General features: G+C 47.6%; 13 protein-coding genes. 3 read left to right on the forward strand and 10 right to left on the reverse strand.

Annotation, left to right across the window (positions count from 1 at the left end; all coding sequences use genetic code 11):
• Window positions 1–84 precede the first annotated feature (84 nt).
• Window positions 85–2,979: a fibronectin type III domain-containing protein gene (locus tag ACYVD4_RS10345; protein ID WP_460945173.1), complete on the reverse strand. Its 2,895-nt coding sequence runs from the start codon at window positions 2,977–2,979 to the stop codon at window positions 85–87.
• 502 nt (window positions 2,980–3,481) lie between these two features.
• Window positions 3,482–7,198 carry a fibronectin type III domain-containing protein gene (locus ACYVD4_RS10350; protein ID WP_460945175.1) on the reverse strand — a complete coding sequence of 1,239 codons (3,717 nt, stop codon included), beginning with the start codon at window positions 7,196–7,198 and terminating at the stop codon, window positions 3,482–3,484.
• A gap of 338 nt (window positions 7,199–7,536) precedes the next feature.
• Between ACYVD4_RS10350 and ACYVD4_RS10355 the strand changes: the two genes are divergently transcribed.
• Window positions 7,537–9,510, forward strand: coding sequence for a T9SS type A sorting domain-containing protein (locus tag ACYVD4_RS10355; protein ID WP_460945177.1), 1,974 nt, complete (start codon window positions 7,537–7,539; stop codon window positions 9,508–9,510).
• 18 nt (window positions 9,511–9,528) lie between these two features.
• Here ACYVD4_RS10355 and ACYVD4_RS10360 read toward each other — a convergent pair whose 3' ends face one another.
• The 8 genes from ACYVD4_RS10360 to ACYVD4_RS10395 all read right to left on the reverse strand — a co-directional run bounded on the left by ACYVD4_RS10360 (window position 9,529) and on the right by ACYVD4_RS10395 (window position 18,006).
• On the reverse strand, window positions 9,529–10,809 hold the full coding sequence (locus ACYVD4_RS10360; protein ID WP_460945180.1) for a sensor histidine kinase: 1,281 nt from the start codon (window positions 10,807–10,809) through the stop codon (window positions 9,529–9,531).
• Complete coding sequence (locus ACYVD4_RS10365) at window positions 10,806–11,126, reverse strand: circadian clock KaiB family protein (protein WP_460945182.1); 321 nt, start codon at window positions 11,124–11,126, stop codon at window positions 10,806–10,808. Before ACYVD4_RS10365 ends, ACYVD4_RS10360 begins: the two co-directional genes overlap by 4 nt.
• 1 nt (window position 11,127) lies before the next feature.
• Complete coding sequence (locus ACYVD4_RS10370; RefSeq protein ID WP_460945184.1) at window positions 11,128–11,427, reverse strand: circadian clock KaiB family protein; 300 nt, start codon at window positions 11,425–11,427, stop codon at window positions 11,128–11,130.
• A gap of 28 nt (window positions 11,428–11,455) precedes the next feature.
• Complete coding sequence (gene kaiC / locus ACYVD4_RS10375; protein ID WP_460945186.1) at window positions 11,456–13,168, reverse strand: circadian clock protein KaiC; 1,713 nt, start codon at window positions 13,166–13,168, stop codon at window positions 11,456–11,458.
• 192 nt (window positions 13,169–13,360) lie between these two features.
• The gene (locus ACYVD4_RS10380; protein ID WP_460945188.1) at window positions 13,361–14,794 is read right to left on the reverse strand and encodes an arylsulfatase; all 1,434 of its coding nucleotides are present in this window, start codon (window positions 14,792–14,794) and stop codon (window positions 13,361–13,363) included.
• A 21-nt stretch (window positions 14,795–14,815) separates the two neighbouring features.
• Window positions 14,816–15,748 carry a M20/M25/M40 family metallo-hydrolase gene (locus ACYVD4_RS10385; RefSeq protein WP_460945190.1) on the reverse strand — a complete coding sequence of 311 codons (933 nt, stop codon included), beginning with the start codon at window positions 15,746–15,748 and terminating at the stop codon, window positions 14,816–14,818.
• Between the two features lie 70 nt (window positions 15,749–15,818).
• Window positions 15,819–17,318, reverse strand: coding sequence for an alpha-amylase family glycosyl hydrolase (locus ACYVD4_RS10390; protein WP_460945192.1), 1,500 nt, complete (start codon window positions 17,316–17,318; stop codon window positions 15,819–15,821).
• A 79-nt stretch (window positions 17,319–17,397) separates the two neighbouring features.
• Window positions 17,398–18,006, reverse strand: coding sequence for a Maf family protein (locus ACYVD4_RS10395; protein ID WP_460945194.1), 609 nt, complete (start codon window positions 18,004–18,006; stop codon window positions 17,398–17,400).
• Between the two features lie 195 nt (window positions 18,007–18,201).
• Here ACYVD4_RS10395 and ACYVD4_RS10400 point away from each other — a divergent pair, with 195 nt between their 5' ends.
• Window positions 18,202–18,729 (forward strand): GNAT family N-acetyltransferase, encoded by a 528-nt coding sequence (locus ACYVD4_RS10400; protein ID WP_460945196.1) that lies wholly within the window; start codon window positions 18,202–18,204, stop codon window positions 18,727–18,729.
• A 64-nt stretch (window positions 18,730–18,793) separates the two neighbouring features.
• A complete protein-coding gene (locus tag ACYVD4_RS10405) occupies window positions 18,794–20,809 on the forward strand; it encodes a hypothetical protein (RefSeq protein ID WP_460945198.1) in 2,016 nt (671 codons plus the stop codon).
• The last annotated feature ends 32 nt before the right edge of the window (window positions 20,810–20,841 follow it).

A 20,841-nucleotide genomic window follows, 5' to 3' on the forward strand; every position in this document is an offset into this window, starting at 1 on the left:
TTGTCAAAGATAACTTGTGCGAACTACCAAAAAAATACCCGGCTGTTGTTTCCAAAGCCGGGTATTTTTTTGACGATCTAGCGACTAGGGACCAACCCGCACCTTACCCGTAGTGGCAATGACAATTTTTCCTCCGTTGCTGTAGGTGATTTTCTGACTAAGACCCGTATAACTGGCTGGTACATTGACGATATGCCGAATGTCAACTGCATCTGCCGAGGTCGGTACCGCTCCACACGACCAGGTTGCCGGTGTATTCCAGGGGCCGTCCTGTACTGTATAGAAGCCACCAGCGCAACCACTACTTGTAGCGACAACAAGCGTGAACCCGTTCGAGACTGTGCTGCTATTACATCCGTTCGATACCACACAGTAATACGTACCGGCCTGACCAAATTGCACATTTGGTAGCGAGAGCACGGCTGAGGTTTGTCCAGCGACAATATTGCCCGGACTTGTGCCGTCTTTATACCACTGATACATTAGCGATGACCCCGTAGCTACTACCGATGCTGATGCTGTACTACCTACCACAAAAGTGGCTGAAGTAGGTGGCTGCTGAGTAATTATAGCTGGAGCACAGTTAGTGGTCCGGAAAGCGAGAATATTACTAAACGTACTGCCCTCACAGAGTACTCTGACCCGCCACTGGTAACATGAGCTGAGATTAAGGCCAGTGAGATTATAATTATTTGTCGATAGATTCGAGACGGTTGACCAGGGATTCCCTGCGCTGGTTGTATTGTTTATGCAACCACCATCACCTGTTGTAGCATTAGTGGCATTGGCCCGCCATTGAACTTCATATTGTACACCACTGCCCAGATTATCCCAATTGAGTTGGGCCGAAGTACCTTGAATTGGGTCTGTGCTCAATCCGGTAGGTGCTGGTCCGCAGGCAGTAGTGAAGTAACCCGTAGATGATGTAAGGCTGCTGGTACATGTGCCAATTACTCGCCACTGATAACAGGTACCGGCTGTCAGACCTGAAAGGGTTGTGTTGGTGGATGTCTGACTGCTTACGGCGGTAGTCCAGGGAGTACTGTTATTGGCCGTACACGACCCGGCTGGCATAGCCCGATATTCGACCGCATAGTAAGTGCTGGCGGCTGTCCAGCTCAGGCGGGCCGTAGTCGGCGTTACGATAGCCGGTGCGGGAACTGAGTAGCCACAACCAGACGTATAAAAATTGAATGAGTTGCTAAAACCGCTAGTGCCAGTAGTTGAACATATGGCTTCTACCTGAAATTCATAAGTTGTCGAAGGGGGTAATCCTTGCAATACGTATGGAGGAGCTGAAATGTTACTCACAGTTGTCCAGGGGGTTGTACCTTGTTTTCGCCAGCGCAAATTATACCCCAAAGCCCCAGCCGGAGTCCACGACAGCGAAGTATGAGTGGCTGCATAGACATTATACGAGCCATTGGTTGGAGCCTGGCAACCTGATGTAGTGAAACTAACGGGAGAAGTAAAGCTTGAGCTACTACTTGGCGTACAAAATACACGTACCTGATATTCGTAGGCCGTACCCGGTGTTAACCCGCTTAGTCTATAAGTAACCTGACTTGAGGTGACATATGTACCATTCAAATTAGAAACTACATTCCAGGTACTACTACCCTGTTGCCGCCACTGAAGTTCATGTAATGAACCGGGCGCTGGGGTGTACCACAGAAGGTTTGCCGAATTCGAAAAAGCAGTCGCATTGGGAGAGGTAGGTGTTGTGCAAGCTCCTGTTGTGAAGGTTCGAATGCTAGTTGCAGGTGACATATCAGTACCCCCACATAACGTTCTGACCGTCCACTCATACGTAGTAGATGTGGATAAGCCAGATAATGTGAATGGTTTGTATGTACTGCTTGATGTCGCAACCGCTGTGGTTGAATTCCAGGTAGTGGTTCCCTGCGGACGCCAGTTTACGTCAAAGGTTGAGTTAGTGTTATACCAGTATAATGAAGCCGAAGCTGCATATATTTCGTTCTCTCCCGAAGATGTTGGCTGGCTGCATACGGTGGTGAAATTAACCGGATTACTATATCCCGACGAACTGCTTTGGCCACATGTGGCCTGTACCTGAAATTCGTAAGCGGTGTTGTTGGTTAACCCTGTTAACGAATACGTATTTGTTGGTATGCCAGTTACAGTGTTCCAGGTGGGGTTTCCCTGCGGGCGCCATTGCATTGTATACGTAACACCAGTTCCTAAAGTGCTCCACCCAACAAGTGCAGAGTTGGAATAGATTGATGTTGAATTTACATAAGGGGATGAAGGTGTATTACAGAGCGGTGTGGTAAAGTTGCTGGGGCCTGCTAGTGAGGAACTAACTGTAGGTGAGCATGTTATACGTACTCCCCATTCATAAGATGTATTTGGGGTGAGAGTGGTCAGCGTATAATTTTGTGTTACAATACCAGGTATACTGTTCCAGGTGCTGCTACCCTGCGGTCGCCATAACACTTCATAGGAGCCAGCATTACTTTGATCATACCAGTATAAATAAGCACTAACCGGCGTAATATTATATTGACTAAGGCTGGTGGGTGCGTTGTTACAGTTTGTTGTAAATGTTGACGGTGCTGTCATTGCCGACGATTCAGTCGATGAGCAAATCCGTGTTACAGCCCACTCATAAACGGTATTGCCCATAAGTCCTGTCAGGTTATAGGCACCTGCATAGTAGCCCTCTGAAACGGTTGTTGAGGCTGGGGTCCAGGTTGTAGTGCCCTGAACCCGGTAACTGACCTGGTAAACATTGGCGTAATACCCTGTACTATTCCACAGCAGTGATGCTGTCGTGTAACCTACTGTTGATGTTCGTAGATTTGTCGCCGGATTCGTACAGTCGGCAAATGGTAGCTCATGATATTTAGTAAGGTTTGGGTTGTCCAATGTTCTGGCCGATACGGCCATTGCCAGCAAAGAGAACACGGCGAAGCATAGGGCAAGAATGGCCCGATGGGGGGCGTAAAGAAGGGGCATAGGCTTGGTGCAGTTAGATGTATATAACGAAAGTACTATAAGGGCCGATTAGCTACTGTAGAAAATAAGTGGATTTACTTTTCGGTAGTTCTAAATAGAAATTTGTCAAATACAATAGTTAGCCATTTTATTATTTAGGTACTCGCGTAGTCAAATTATTACCAGTGGCAAAAATTGTTTATATGTAAATATTTGACTTTTAGTACTTTGTTTTGATTAAGATGAACTCCGAGATTCTTTGTACAGCCTTTTTTTGTGGGAATAAAGGTCTCTTTGTTGATGTTGTGTAATTAAATACAGCAGAAATAATTTAAACTGGTTCTGTTACAGAGTTGAGTATTTATACTTTTTTCTTATAGCTTATACTGAATTTTTAAGGTGATGAAGGTACCGACGATTTGGCTAGGAGTTTCTACGGATGGTAAAGTCAAAGGGTATAAATCGTCAAAAAAATACCCGGCTATTATTTCCTGAGCCGGGTATTTTTTTGACGATTAGCTGATCATGGACCAACCCTCACTTTGCCCGTAGTAGCCATACTGATTTTGCCGCCACTGCTGTAGGTAATCTTCTGAGCAAGCCCCGTATAACTGGCTGGTATGCTCACTACGTGCCGTATATCGACTGGATCGGCAGACGTGGGAATTTGACCGCACGACCACGTACTGGCTACGTTCCAGGCTCCGTTCTGAACCGTATAGAAGCCACTCTGACAACCACCGACGGAAACTGTCAATGTAAAACCAGTTGAAAGGGTACTACTGCAATCATTGGAAATAAGGCAATAGTACGTATCGGCATCGTTAGCCTGTACATTAGTAAGCGACAACGTAGCGTTGGTCTGCCCGCTGAGTATATTGCCGGGAGCTGTTCCACCCTTGAACCACTGATAAATAAGTGGCGGAGCACCTGTGGCCGTAACCGAAGCCGATGTAGAACTACCGGCGCTCACCGTTGCCGATGCTGGCGGCTGTTGCGTAATTGAAACCGGCGCACAGCCCGACGTTCGGAAAGCGGATACATCACTAAACGGGCCTCCGTTGCACTGAACCCTGACTCGCCATTGATAACAACTGCTCAGATTGAGGCCGTTAAGCTGATAATTACTGCTACTTATATTCGATACGGTGTTCCAGGGATTGGCGTTATTAGTCGCATTATTCACACAACTACCGTCGCCAGTAATCACGTTCGTTCCGTTGACCCGCCACTGCACCTCATATTGAGCGCCACCTCCTAGATCATCCCAGTTGAGCTGGGCCGACGTACCGGCTGTTGAACGCGCAGTTAAACCCGTCGGCGGCTGATTGCAACCCGTTGTAAAATAACCTGTCTGAGACAGATACGTAGTACTGCAGGCTCCCGTTACTCGCCACTGATAGCACGTTTCTGTAGTCAGACCCGACAAGCTAAGCGTATTGGCGGTTATACCAGCAACGGCTGTTGTCCACGGGTTAGCCGGGTTTGTAGTATTGGAAAGACAGGAACCCGCTGGCATGGCCCGATACTCTACAGTATAATTGCTGGCCGTGGGTGTCCAGTCCAGACGAGCGGTGGTCGGCGTTGCACGCGCCTGCGACAGTACAGGTGTGGTACAACTTGTTGTCGAGAAATTAATAGTACTGCTAAAGGTGCTGGACGTAGCATCCGAGCAAACTGCCTGTATCTGATATTCGTAGAGCGTAGAAGGTGTGAGTCCCTGTAGTACGTAGGTTGAACCTGTCAGGTTATTAACGGCTGTCCAGGCGGTTGTTCCTCCTCGCAAACGCCAGCGGATGTTGTAAGCCATCGCCCCGTTATTCGTCCAGGTCAACGTAACGTTTGTGGCTCTGGGCGTGTTCGAACCACCGTTTAAAGGTGTAGCGCATCCTAACGTAGTAAAACTTGCCGGGGCCGAGAACGTAGAGCTACTGCCGGGCGTACAAAAAACGCTCATCCGAAACTCGTAGCCAGTAGCCTCCATCAACCCTGTAAGCGAGTAAGAGAAGCGGTTTGTGTTGAAGGGAATAAGCGTACCGATCAGGTTACTAACACTGTTCCACGTAGTACTTCCCTGCTGCCGCCACTGGAGTTCGTGTGGTGTATTCGGGGCTGGGGTTGTCCACTGAAGCGTGGCTGAATTGGCGTTTCTGATCGCCGATAAATTGGTTGGTTCGGTGCAGTCGGCCGTTGTGAAATTGCTGATGCTGGTGAGGGCTGAAAACTCCGTATTAGTACATTTCGTCCGAACCTGCCACTGATACCCGGTCGAAGGCGTCAGCCCGGTTAGGTTGTATCGCTGGGGAGCACCGGTAGTAAGAGTCGTATTGTTCCAGGACGTAGCACCCTGCTCGCGCCAATAGAGGTCGAACGTAGTATTACTACTTACCCAGCCCAAAATGGCAGAATTTGAATACGTAGTAACGACGGCCGGAAGAGTTGGTACGTTACAGCTTGTCGTAAAAGTAGTCGAATTGCTGTAGGATGAAGTAGCATTTACTCCGCAGGCACTCTGCACCTGAAATACATAGGTCGTATTATTGGTCAGTCCAGTTAATGTATAAGGGGAACTGGTCACTCCCGACACCGTGATCCATGTTTCGCTTCCTTGTGGTCTGTATCGTAAGTTATAGGTCACTCCAGTGCCGCTATTGCTCCAGTTCAGCAGGGCCGATGTTGCGGAAGGAGTTGGCGTAAACAGATTTGGTGTTGAACAGGAAGATGTCGTGAAATTGAGGGGGTTTGTAAATGTCGAACTTGCCGCTGCGCTACAAACGGTATTTACTCGAGCCTGATAACCTGTAGACGGATTTAAATTGACCAGTGTATAACTCGAACTCGTTGTTGTCGAGGTTACGGTTACGCTATTGGGCCAGTCTGGATCACCCTGTTGCCGCCATTGTATTTCGTAGGTGCCAACTGCATTGGCGTCGATCCAGTTTAAACGACTGCCACTGGAGCTAATCTGGTTGACATTGATACTCGTCGGGGCATTACAGGTTGCGGTTGTAAAACTAACCGGGGCCGTAAACGACGAACTCTCTGCTGCAGAACAGATACTACTTACCCGCACTTCATAAGCCGAACCAATGTCCAAATTGGTTAGAGTATAGTTGGACGAAGTGCTGGAGCTGTTGACTGTGAGACTGTTTGCCCACGTTTCGCTACCCTGTTGCCGCCATTGAAGCTCATATAGTCCCGTATTAAACTGGTCAAACCAGAGTACTTGTCTGGACGTTGGTTTGTTCAATGACGTAGTGGGCGTGTTTGGGGCTCTACAAGTGGTCGTAAAACTGATCGGGCCAATAGCTGTAGCGCTTTCCATTGCCGAACAAACCCGTGTAAGGGTCCATTCATAAGCCGTATTCGTTGTAAGGCCAGAAAGACTATAACTCATTGAAAAGTTAGCCTGAGCAACAGGTGGGGGCGGAGCGGTTGTCCAGGAGGTTTCTCCCTGAAGGCGGTACTGAATAGCATACGTACTAGCCGTATTGATCGAATTGATCCAACTCAAAGCGGCTCTTGTATAGCCAGCCTGTGTCTGTACATTCGTAGCCGGGTTGGTACAGGCCAACGTAGTGAAGCTGGCTGGTGCAGCATAGGTCGATGTAAAACTTGCCGAACATACGCCTTGCACCTGCCACTCATAAGGCGTATTGCTGGCTAGCCCCGTTAACGAATACGTAGTGGTTGTTACAGTGACTGGATTACTCCATGTACTGCTGCCCTGCGGTCGGAATTGAATGGCATATCCTGGTGGAATAGGTGCTGCGATCTGCCAGCTAAGGGTTACGCTGCTGGCTTGAATGGAATTGCTGGTGAGGCTCGTAGGAACCGAAGAACAATCTGTAAGAAAGGTTTTTAACGCACTGGGTACGCTGGTTGCCGTTGCTGAGCATACGCTGCTGACCCGCCACTCATACGTAGCACCCGGCGTTAAATCGGTCAAGGTATAGGCCGAAGTTGTCAGACTGGTTACCGATGTAAACGTTGCGCTGCCCTGTTGCCGCCATTCTAGGGTGTACGTGTTTACACTGCCATAACCAATCCAGCTTAACTGGGCCGATGAGCCCGATAAAACCGTAGTAGAAAGCACGTCAGGTGCTTCGCAGCTAGCCGCTATACCTACAGGATTCTCTTCGGTTGCTGGTCGTGATTTGGCCTCAAGAATACCCGATGGTATTATAAAAAAGAGGAGACAGACAGAAAGTAAAAAGGAGCGAAAGTAAAGATAAATCATACGCAAGAGCAGATAAGAGGGAGTACGAATGTAGACAAATAAACGGATGCTGGTTATTCTATGGATTTAAGCCTGAACCAGTGGAAGTTCAAATTTACTGGGCGGTACAAACCTATTTGTTAGGTTTGTAATTCTAACTTTTCAGTACGTCTCCGGTGCAGATGACGTAGTAAATCGGGATGGGGTTGTTCGGTTCATTTCAAAAGCGAAGACCAGTTGATAAGGATTGCGGTAGTTCGGGGCAATTTCCGTATTTTTGACGTTCTTTTTTATCCGACATGTCCCGTAATTATTTGATAGTGAGCCGTTTTTTGCTGATTTTCTGCTGGTTGTTCTCAATGCCGGCCTTCGCTCAGTTAGAGATTATTTATCCCACCGCCCGCATTGTTATTCAGCGCGGCACCGACAACAAAGCTTCTCTTTTTATTGCGGGTACATATGCCCTGCCTGTAGACAGAATAGAAGCTCGTGTGCTATCCGTAACAGCCAGCATGGGGCAATCTGCCGACTGGCAGGTAATTACTCCATCGCCCCAGAACGGCATATTTCAGGGTACGCTACGTGTCTCCGGAGGTTTGTATCGACTGGAAGTACGTGGGCTTCGGCAACAGCGGGTGATGATGCAATCGGCAGTGGAACGGGTAGGCGTGGGGGAGGTTTTTCTCGTCGCGGGTCAGTCGAATGCAATGGGGTTGCCCGATCTGGGTTCGAAAGGCGCGAGTGAGCGGGTCGTATCTATCAATGGAACCAATACATTTCTCAATAGCGACAACGTAATGGTTTCGGCTGATAAACCATTTGCACCGCCAGTTTTATCGCCACTACGCGCAACTAACCTCGTTTTTCCGATGGGTGAATCGGCCTGGTGCTGGGGAGACTTGGGTGATGCAATTGCTGATAAGCACAACGTACCCGTCGCTTTTTTTAACGTAGGATTTCCGGGGACGGTTGCCGAAAACTGGAGCTATACCGCACACGGACAAACGGCTACCAATATTTTTACCAGCAAATCATGGCCTTTTTTACAGCCATACGCCAACCTGCGTAATACGCTTCAGTATTATCACAGCCAGTTAGGGATTCGGGCTGTTTTATGGCACCATGGCGAATCGGATGCAGTTCCTTACAATACTCCGCTCGACGAATACCGCCGATTGATTCAGGATTTAATTGACCAGAGTCGGCAGGATTTTGGTCAGAATATGCCGTGGGTCGTAGCCCGATGTTCGATAACGCCATCGGGGCCGGTGTCGAGTACGGCTATTATTGGGGCACAGAATGCACTCATCAAAACACCGGGCAACAACGTCTGGGCCGGGCCAGATACCGATACCATTCAAACGCCCCGGCCGACACATGGCCATTTTGAGAACATTGCCGGTGGAAAACAGGGACTTACCGAGTTTGGCTTGTCGTGGCACCGGAGTATGACCGACCAGTTTTACAATTCAACAAAACCCATCCAGCCGCAACAATTTCTGCGTATTGGTCTGTTGCCCAGCCAGATTCCGGTGGGTAAAGAAGTTCTTGTTCCGTATGATCAAATGGGTTATTCGGCAAAACCCGATGTAGCGGTGCAGTTATTGAACCAAACCAGTACCTTCGTAACCAACGTATCGGCAGTAGCGAGCAATAACACGCTACGTGTTCGTTTGCCCGATACGTTACGTACAGGTCTGTATCAGCTACGTATCATTGCCAAATCGCCGGTTTTGCCGAGTGCCCCATCGGCCTTATTTCGGGTCGTTGGAGCCGGTCAGCCGCTGAATCCGCTTCGGGATGTGCAGGCCGAAACCGACGGCAACACCATACATATTCACTGGCAGTCGGCGCAGGAGCCACCGGGAAGCCGGTTTGTGATCGAACGTAGCGAAGGCCGAGATCAGTATGTATCAATTGGTTCGGTAGCTTCAGCGACTGACGGACTCCCGTATCATCTTTATTCGTTTACGTCGCCCGATTCCCAGACGGCAACAGGTACGTATCGGATTCGGCTGGATTTACCCGATGGAACCAGCGTTTATAATCCGGATGCGTTTATTACGGGCAATGCAGAACCGCTGCCAAAGCCGCAGATTTTCCCAAACCCAAGCAATGGGAAAACGCTGACTGTCCAGCTTCCTGAAAGTGGTCAGTGGCAACTTTCGTTAATTAACATTGCCGGACAACGTATTAACCAGCAGATGGTTACAGCTACAGCCAACGTAGCAGTTTCGGTTGCTTTTGATACGTTGCTATCGGAAGGAATGTATCTGATTCAGTTAACGTACCGCGACCACGTGCATACACAACGATTACTTGTGGTACATTGAGGAGGAAATTAGCGAGAGTTAGGCGGGTAGGTATACAGTGAACGTAGCACCTTCGCTCGGTTTGGCTGTGGCGGTAATAGCACCACCATGATTGACAACTATTTTTTCGCAGATGGCCAGACCAATGCCTGTACCCGTAAATTCATTTTTGCCGTGCAGCCGCTGAAAGACCTGAAAAATACGTTCTGCATATTTCTGATCGAAACCTATGCCGTTGTCTGCTACCTGAATCTGGTAATACGTTGCCGACTGGCGGGATGGAACAATGCTGGAAGGTAACTGGCTGGCAGCCAGAGTCTGATACGTAACGTTAACCCGGGGTTGATTGTCTGCACGATGAAATTTGATGGCGTTACTCAGTAAATTCTGAAACAATTGCCCCAGTTGCGATGCATCGCCCAATACAACTGGAAGTGGACTTACGGTAATGCTGGCGTTGGTTTCCTGAACGCGTAATTCTAAGTCGATGAGTACTGAATCAATCACCTCATTTAAAGAAATGCGTTTGGTAATCTCGCCCTGCGACGTAATGCGGGAAAAATTAAGAATGTCACGAATCAGCGCCGACATGCGGCTGGCAGCGGCCTGCATTCGTTCCAGATAATCCCGCTCCTCGCCTGTCGATTCCATATGACGGATTTTCAACAGGTCGCCAAACTGCTGAATCTTACGGAGTGGTTCCTGTAAGTCGTGGCTCGCTACGTAGGCAAATTGCTTTAAATTATCGTTCGAGCGATTTAGGGCCTGATTCGTAAACGCAAGTGCTTCGTTGCTGGTCTTTAATAATGCCTGAGTTTGTTTCTGAAGCGTTAAGTCGGTAAAAATCAGGCTTAGGCAGTCGCCTTCGTCAAGGGCAAGCGGTGTGGCTGATATGAGGCAGACAAGTTCGGTCTCACCCTGCTTCATAGTCATTTCTGTTTTTTCGGACGACAGCCAGCTCGCTTTTACAAAATTTTCATAAAGTTGCCGGCAACTGGACTTAACATACGTATGGAGCGCTGAGCCAATTACAGTCGATAATGGCAACCCGACCATACTGGCAAAGGTTGAATTACAGTAGAGAATCAAGCCTTCCTGATTAAGGGTGACCGCTCCCTCATGCATTGTTTCGATGAATACCCGATACGTCTGATCAGCCGTTTTGAGTGTGTAAATCTCATGCCCCTGATCGCCCTCAATCACTACGGCATCGACCTGCCCTGAACGAATTGCATGAATCGTTTCAGTTGCTTCCTCTAACTGGATGCGTAATTCTTCATTTTCAATAACTAACTGTTCGTACGTTTTGGGCGGATTCATAAGCTACTAATACCTAAACCTTTAAGTACTTTTTGAGTATCTGAGAGATCACCAATAAGTCGACGTTCAGGCCAGGGAGCTTGTTTGACGAGTAAAGGTAGTGCAACTAACTGAGCCGACTGTGCCAATTGTTTCTGCTGATGAACATCAATAATTTCCAGCGTATAGTTGTCAGCTATATACGTATCGCAAATGTGTTTGATATTCGCTATTGCCCGAACCGAGTGCATTGATGCGCCGGCAACAAACAAGCGAAGTATATACGGCTGGTTATTGCCAGTCAGATTTAAATTAGCATACTCGGCTGGCTCATTCATCTTATTTTTTCGCCGAGCGAATGTCTAAACCCACCAGAACTTTCTCTTCATTCGACAGATCACCAATGATCTTACGAATGGGTTCGGGGACTTTCTTAACGAGAGTAGGTACAGCTAAAATCTGATCGCCAGCGGCTAATTGAGGCTGTACCAGCAGGTCGATTACCTCAATAACATAGTTACCGGGCAAATGTTCTTCACAGTATTTTTTCAGATTGTTCAGGGCCATAACGGATTTGGGCGTCTTGCCCGCTATATACAGCCGTAGCTCCCAAACATTTGTAGTGTCTTGTTCCTCCATTAATTAAGGTATAGTAGGTAATCGATAATTACTGACCGCTATGACGACTCCGGATCAATTGTTCGCGGTTTTTCTCCAGTATCTCTTTGCGAAGTTCATCTTCGACAAAGGTTTTATTTAACTCGTCCTGTACCGACTCAAATTCTTCCTTGAGACTGGCAATCCGGGATTCAAGTACTGTTCGTTTTCGTTCGATTTCGCGGTCTTTTCGGCTTATGGCATGATCACGTAATGCTACCCCTGTTTCTTCCTGTAATTGCTGTGCTTCGCGCGCAGATCCTGTCAATACGCCATCAATACCCAGATAAACATCGATAAGCTCCAAACCTTTGTCGGTAATAACAAATTCACGAACCTGATTGGAATGTTTCATTCCCCGTGATTTCATGATGTACATGCCCCGGTTACGCTCACCATTCAACTCAATATCACGTACCAGTAACCAAGCGTCGACCAGCGACGAAATGCCTTCGTCTGTTTGTTCATTGACAACCGTATTAAGGGAAAGAGCTGTGAAAAGTACGGTTATCTGGTTTACCTGTAAAAAATCGATCAGCCGAATCAGCATAGATCTGACTTCACTCAGCGAACCAACCGTTACCAGATTTGTGATTGGGTCAAGCACCACAACATTAGGCTTAAATTCAGAAACTAGTTTATGAATCTTTACCAAATGCATCTCCAGGCCGTTGAGCGTTGGGCGAGATGCCTGAAATTGCAATAACCCATTGTCGATATGGGGCTGTAGGTCAATGCCGATAGAGTGCATATTCCGGCAAATTTGCTGGGGAGACTCCTCAAAAGCTAGGTATAGTGCACGTTGTTTTCGTTGGCAGACTGCGTCGACGAAGCTGGCGGCAATACTTGTTTTGCCCGTTCCGGCAGTACCTGATACCAGTATACTGCTCCCGACAAAAAAACCTTTGCCCTCCAGCATGTCATCTAAGGCTGGAATGCCGGATGAAATTCGTTTGTTTGATACGTCATGATCAAGTGTAAGCGATGTAACGGGTAGCACCGAAATTCCATCTTCATCGATCAGGAAAGGATATTCGTTGGTGCCATGTAGGGAACCCCGATATTTTACAATTCGAAGTAATCGGGTCGAAATCTGGTGAATTACCCGGTGTTCCAGCAAAATAACGCAGTCTGATACGTACTCTTCAAGCCCATGACGGGTCAACGTACCATCACCTTTTTCACCAGTAATCATGGTTGTTACTCCCTTGTCTTTCAACCACGTAAATAACCGCCGGATTTCACTACGTAATATGCCTTCGTTTGTGAGGCTGGAAAACAGATTTTCGATAGTATCGAGCACCACCCGTTTGGCTCCAATACGGTCTATAGCGTAGCCCAGACGAATAAATAATCCATCCAGATCATATTCGCCGGTTTCTTCTATTTCGATACGATCGACATGGACGTGATCGATTGTAAGAAGCTGATCCTTTTGAAGTTGTTCGAGATCGAATCCCAGCGATGCTACGTTCGCGGTAAGTTCATCCGCTTTTTCTTCAAAGGCCATGAATACACCGGGCTCGTTGTACTCAAGTGCTCCTCGAACAATGAATTCAAGAGAAAAAAGTGTTTTGCCGCAACCTGCTGCACCGCATATAAGCGTAGGACGGCCTTCAGGCAAACCACCATTTGTTATCTCATCCAAACCAATAATACCTGTAGGGGCTTTGGGTAAGGAGGGCAGCGATTGGGGCGTTTTTTTTGTTGAGGAGCGATTCATCAAATAAGCAATAAATGACAAACATATCAAAAAAACGAAATATATAGCCCACTAACCGTTCTTGCCAAAGCTCATATTTCTTACTTGGGCTACTGTTTATGTATAAACAAGCAAGTATATTTTTAGTTTTCGAATACCTACCAGTTGGTATTAATTATTTCTGGTAATATGGTGTGTTTTGGCGCTGTATAGTTATTGATTGCCAAAGGGAAATAATGTTGATTCAATATGCGATTTTTTCATCAACTGGCTAAGTTCCTGCGCTTTTTCTGGATTCGTTGCCGCTATATTTTTAGATTCGGTAGGGTCAGTTGCGAGGTCGTAAAGCTCAACCGGACTGTTGGGATTCGTGGCTGCCTGTAAACGTACCGCTTTCCAGTTTCCCTGCCGAATGGCCTGCCTGCCGCCGTTTTCGTGAAATTCCCAATAGAGGTAGTCATGTTTCTTTTGCGTGCCTTTGCCTGTCAACGTAGGCGCAAATGATAGACCGTCGATAGAAGTGGGTGTTTTGGCTCCTGCGAGTTCGGTAAACGTAGGAAGTAAATCCCAAAAAGCGCCGATGTAATTGCTCGTAGAACCGGGTTTGATAACGCCCGGCCAGTTGGCAAAAAACGGCTCCCGAATACCACCTTCGTAGAGATCACGTTTCACACCCCGGAAGCCGCCACTGCTATTAAAGAATTTTGGGTCGGCTCCGCCTTCGATATGTGGCCCGTTATCGCTTGAAAAAATGACCAGTGTATTTTTATCTAGCCCCTTGGCTTTTAGTGCGGCCATTACCTGACCCACATATATATCGAGTCGACCAACCATGGCAGCATACGTAGCGTGCGGGTAAGCCTGTGAAGCATAGCCACCTGTTTTGGCATCAGAACCGTAGTTGGCACCTTTAAACGGCTTTTCGTCAGGAAACTTTGTTTTATAGTACGCCAGCAGACTATCGTCGGGTGCAACAAGTTCGGCATGAGGGAGAATATAAGGAAGAAACAGGAAAAACGGCTTTTTGTCATCCTGCGTTTTCAGAAAATCCAAGGCCTGTTTCTGGATCAGATCGGGAGCATATTCTTTCGTTTTTTGCAGATTTTCGTTGGCTGCCAATACAATTTTCTCACTGTTGTTCCACAAATGATTGGGGAAATAGCGATGCGCCAGCGACTGACAATTATACCCATAAAATCGGTCGAAACCCTGTTTGTTCGGGTCACCTTCGGAGCCTACTGGTCCTAAACCCCACTTGCCAAACGCTGCTGTTACGTACCCGGCCTGCTTTAATAATTCGGCTACAGTAACCACTGAATCGGCAATCGGTTGCTGCCCTTCAGGCTCTACACTCTTATTTCCCCGAATAAATGTATGTCCGGTATGTTGCCCGGTCATAAATGATGAACGCGATGGAGCACAAACCGACGTACCGGCGTAGAATTGTGTAAACCGCATACCCTGATTCGCCAACCGATCAATATTGGGCGTTTTTATGAGCTTCTGTCCGTTAACGCCAACGTCGCCATAACCCAGATCATCGGCCAGAATAAAAACAATATTGGGCCGCGATGCTTTCTGATTTTGGGCCAGAATTGGTTGATTCAGCAACGTAGCAGCGAAGAGAAAGAAAAGAGAAGAACGCATGGTGTTACAAGAGTTGATACGTTATTGAACAGCCGTAAACGTCATTTTGGGCTGTTGCATGGCGTTTTCGAGAAGTTTGATTTCCAGTTTAAGAATCGCTTCTTCAGAGGCTACGTCGATTTTATCAGCATCGTCGGTGGGTTTGTGATAATCGGGGTGCCCGCCTGTATGGAAAAATAGCACTGGAATTTGTTTGGCGTAAAAAGCGGCATTATCGGAGCCACCGTTACCAGCCCGGTCAGTGAAAAATTTAATCGAACTTTCCACACCTTTAAAAACGATTGGCCAGGTATCGCTGGTACCGTATCCACCAATGCCAACACCCCGTTCGGGATTGTAACGTCCGATCATATCCATACAAACCATAAAGTTCAGTTTGTCTAACGATAGGGTCGGATTATTGAGAAAATAACGTGAACCCTGCAAGCCAAGTTCTTCGGCCCCGAACCCCATAAAAAGCAGATTATAAGGCTCTTTTACGTTGTTTTTGGCGAAATATTGGGCAAGCTCCAGCAAACCGGCCACACCCGAAGCATTGTCGTCGGCACCGTTATGAATTTTATCCTCCGGGGCTGTTTCCAGCGAACTACCTTGCCGACCCATGCCCAGATGATCGTAGTGAGCACCAACGACTATGGTGTAGGGAGCTTCGTTATCCAGAAAACCGATCACATTAGAAGCCCTACGTAGACTATCTGGAACAACTACACGCCTGACTTTCGCAGTAAAATCCTGATAATACCCATTGGTGCCCAGTGGTTTGAGTCCGTATTTGCGAAAGTGCCGGGCAATGTAATCGGCGGCTTTGGCATTTTCGGGGCTTCCGGTGCCCCGGCCTTTCATATCGTCGGATGCCAGTTTCTCAATATGCCGGGCAATACGTTTCTTCGAAGGCTCCTGCCCAAACAGAGAGTGCGTGAGAAACAATAGAAAGAGAAACAGTCGTAGGCTCATAATCAGTAAAAGGAATAGACAACGTTGCTATACCAATGCGTAACGTAGCAACCGTCAAATTTTAGGTGATTTACCGTAACACGACGCAGGAGTAGGCTGGTATGTGAACATGATCGTTGAGAAGCTGGCTTCCCGATACGGTTTCAAACTCAATACGATGGCACCAATATTCTGCGGGTGAAAGCACTACGTCCATCGGCTTTGCAGTCAGGTTATGAATCACCAGTGCTCGTTGTCGATTTTTGGAAAGACGTATAAATGAAACCGTTCCCGCTTGTCGGATACCTGTTTGTTGAAGGCGGCTCAGATTGTCGTTTAAGATGAGGTGACTATTCCGAAACTGAATTAACCGTTTGTAATGACTGAACAGTGAATCAGGATCGGCTTGCTGCTCGGCCAGCGGACGTACCGTCTGACTGGTGCTGTATTTGCCACGTCGCCAGCGAGTACGTTGCCTGTCGCGGGGGCGAATGTCCCACAGAAACGGTTCACGGATGTTTTCATCGGGTTTCAAACCAAGCATACCGATTTCTTCGCCGTAATAAATGTAAGGCAAACCGGGTAAGGTCAGTAATAGATTGGCTGCCACTTTCAGGTGGTTTAAATTACCCTTCAACAAACTGCCGATCCGGTCCTGATCGTGGTTCGACAGAATCAGCCCGTCAATAAAATTGGGGTTTACGTTGGCAAATGCCGCATGAACATAGGCCAGAAACTCAATCAGGTCTTCGGTATCGTCTTCCTGCCGAACAATTTCTTCGAGCATCAGGCGCAGGTCGAAATTGAAATTCGCCTTTAAACCCCGGAAATAAGGCGCGATACGTTCGGGCCGTGTCCAGACTTCCCCGACCGTATATGCACCGGGTTTCATTGCGTCAATGTTCCGACCGAATTCTTCCCAGAATTCATAGTTTTTCGGCTCTTCGGTTTCGCGATACAAGTGACGGGCGGCATCGAGCCGGAATCCATCGACACCAATATCCTGAAGCCAGTAACGCGCAATTTTATACACTTCTTCGCGAAGGGGCGGGTGGTCGAAATTCAAATCGGGCATACCGCTCCAGAACATACCGTAGTATTTTTCTGTATTTCGACCGCTACGTACTGAATGCCAGGGACTACGTTCGCCCGAATCGGCTGTAATATCGCGAGTTGCCAGATTCCGAGCTTTGATTTCGCTGGGAGGTAGCCATTTATAATAATTTCGGTACGTATTATCAGGGCCTTTGGCCGCTTCCTGAAACCACCGATGCTGACTGCTGGTGTGGTGAATGACCAGATCAATCACGATGGCGATACCTCGCTGGTGAGCTTCGTGAATGAGCCGCCGAAAATCATCGATCGTACCGTACTCAGGATCAATACCGTAGTAATCTGTTACGTCGTATTTATGATAACTTGGCGATGGACTGACGGGCATAAGCCAGAGTGCCGACACACCGAGTTCTTTCAAATAATCGAGGTTATTGGTAATGCCGTTGATATCACCAATACCATCGCCGTTGGAGTCGGCAAAAGAACGAACGAAAATTTCATAATGAACGCCCGTCTGACCAGTGCTAAGTTGCATAGGTAAATGAGCGAAAGAGTGAATGAGTGAAATCGGACCGCCGAAGCGGAGCGAATACCTGCCGGATGGCTCCGCTCTTTCACTCTTTCACTCTTTCGCTCTTTGTATATTGTTTCAAAACCTGATACACTTTATGCGTAGGTAGCCCCATAACCGTATAAAACGAACCCTCGAGTCGTTCGATACCTACCAGCCCAATGAAATCCTGTGCCCCATACGAACCTGCCTTGTCGAATGGCTGACACTCGTGGATGTAATACGTTATTTCATTGTCCGACAACGTAGCGAATGTTACGTGGGTTTCGTCGGTAAACGATTGCTGGGAAACGCCACCATTTGAATCAGGAGCGAGTACGCATACACCCGTTCTGACACGGTGAGTTTGCCCCGACAAGGCCCGTAGCATTCGACGGGCATCCTCCTCATTCTGCGGCTTGTTCATAATCTGTCCGTCCAGAATTACTACTGTATCGGCGCAGACGACGATACGTTCCTCCGGGTCGCGTAGAAATTGGGCGGCTTTCTGACAGGCGAGGTATTCTGCTACGTCGTCGACAGGCATATCATCGGGAAACGTTTCATTGGTGGGGCGAATTTCGACTGTGAACGTAAAGCCCGCATCGCCCATCAGTTGTTTTCGGCGGGGCGAACCCGATGCCAATGTAAGTGGGTAACGTAACGAAAGCATAAAAGAGAGAAAACGGTTCAGGTTATAGTGCTACGTATTAAGCTGTTAAAACGCCAGTGAGTAATAAACGGTATGCCGAAACATCGAACTTTAAACTCTAAACGTAAACAATCTAGTTACAAAGTTGTGTGCCCAGCGTTAAAAATCGTAATTCGTACCGCATAAACACGCCAAATAAAGTTAACTCCGCTTACTTTGCTGATCCAACCTGCTACTACTGCCGATGCGGCAATTCTGACCGATTTATCGGTAAAAACCATGCGCGAAGCGTTTGGTCCACCTCATAATCCTGCTGAACTCGTTGAAGAATACATTTCCCAATCGCTGGATGAAACTACACTGATTCAAGAGCTTAAAGACGCTCGATCATATTTTTTTCTGGCCCGTTTAGCCGATGGAACACCTGTAGGTTATATCAAACTACGGCGGCACGCGCCACCCCGCCGGATGGAGACACGTAATGCTATTGAAATTCAGCGTATTTACCTGTTACAGAGCCAGATAGGGCAGGGTAGCGGTCGCCAGCTTATGGATTTCTGTTTAAACTGGGCACGTAGTGCAGGGGTCGAAGCCGTGTGGCTAGGCGTGTGGGAACGTAACGAACGGGCACTGGCTTTTTATAAAAAAATGGGGTTCGAGCGGTTCGGGTATCATTATTTTCAGTTCGGCTCTGAACGTCAGCGGGATTTTTGGCTTCAAAAACAGTTATCTATAAAAGCTTAGTAACTGAGGTTATCTGTTAAACCATTCCTGACAACCTGGCTCTAAAGGTCGTTCCGACGTATCCATGAATAATTTGCATCCGACTACGTGCATGGCGAGCCTGCGGTGTATGCTGCTGGTATTAATTGCATTGGTCGGATATGGCCCATACGCTGTTGCACAGGAGGATACAACCCGAAAGGCATCGCAAAAAACATCAGGATTAGCCCCCGAACGGGTTCGTGTCGATTCGGTGGCTAAAAAAGTGGCTGCCGATTCGTTACCAACCGCCTATTCGGCCGAAGTTACGGACAGCATATTGGTACAGCGCGATAGCGTATTTTATACGCGGCTGAAAACCAAAATGTATAAACATCGATTGACGCGCCAACTCTACGATGCAGTGTTTCGGGACGTATACAATAGCCGTGTGCAAACGGGTGAGGTTAATCAGTTGGAAGTCAATCCATTTAAGGCGTTCGAAGGTAAGGTGATCGGCACCATTTACATTCGTCGGTTAAATGTGTTTGGTCAGACGGTTTATGATACGTTACGTAAACCGGCCAACTGGGTTGAGCGGGCTGGTAATAGTCTGCACCGAAACACCCGCGAAAATATAATTCGTCGTTCATACCTACTCTTTAAAGAAGGCGATCAGGTCGACCCAAATGTATTGCGTGATAATGAACGGCTGCTGCGTAATACGTCGATTTTTCATGATGCCCGTATTCTGGTGATGCCACGCCCCGGAAGCCGACAATTTGTTGACGTATATGTGATAACGCAGGATGTCTGGTCGTTGCTACCCAATGGAGGTTTCGGGAATTTTAAAAGCTTCAGTATTGGTTTCGATCAGCTTAATTTTCGTGGATTGGGGCATCAGCTTTTTGCACAGGTGGCATATTCTGGCAACGACCCGCGCCAGAAAATGGAATATCAGGCACGTTATAAAGTGCCCTTTATTGGGAAGACATTCTTAACCGCCGAAGGTGATTTCCGGTATCTACGCGACCTGAAGCAGGTCTCGGCCCGCGTTTATCGCCCGTTTTTAACCCCAGATACAAAATATGCAGGTTCGGCTGAATTGAGTTATACCGAGATTAACAACCGATTACTCACACGGGCTGATTGCGTCTATATTTTTCCGCTCAGTTACACCTATACCGATATTTGGGTTGGCCGCTCGTTCCGGTTGTTTTATCGGGAAGGGAATTCCGACGAAAAAGGGCGCGCCCGGCTTATTATAGCGGCACGTAACACCGGGTATACGTATTACCGACGCCCCGACGTAACAGCCGATACAAATCAGATTTATCAGGATAGCCGTACATCGTTGTTCAGCGTCGGTTTTTCCCGTCGTAAATACGTTCGCGACGTCCTGATTTATGGCTTTGGGCGTACGGAGGACGTACCAGTGGGCGAATCCATTGTGGCCATTGCTGGAATAGACAATGCCGAACTTGGGCGACGTAGCTATGCTGGTATCAATTATTCGCAGGGGCAATACATCAAACACGTTGGCTATCTGTATGGGTTAGTCAGCCTGGGAAGTTTTTTTCGGGGAAATAAAGTTGAGCAAGGGGTTTTTTCCTTCGAATCGAACTACTTCAGTCCGTTGATAAAGAGCCGATGGGGAAACATGCGGCATTTTATCAATACGCGCTACACCACCGGTATTGGCCGATTCGATAATGAGTACATTACGTTAGGCAGCACCGGAACCGGATTGATTACGGACGGAATCGGTGTAAATAGTGATGCGTTACGTGGCACGAAACGATTTTTGCTGAATTACGAAAATATTTTGTTTTCCCGGCTTAGCCTGATTGGCTTTCGGGTGGCGTTTATTACGTTCGCTAATTTTGGACTGGCTAGTTTTCCAGATAAGCCAATGTTGCAAGGGCCTCTTTACCAGGGATATGGCATTGGATTTCGGCTCCGGAATGAAAACTTGACGTTCAATAGTTTTCAAATTCGCCTAACGTATTATCCGAATATTCCGGGTAATACAATACCCTTCCGACAGGCGTTTGAAGGCGTACCAACCCTGCGATTTAGAGATTTTGATTTGTCGGCTCCACAAATTATTCCATACCGGTGAACTTAAATTTACTAAAATGATGTTGGTACATT

It is taken from the genome of Spirosoma daeguense, from assembly GCF_054776875.1.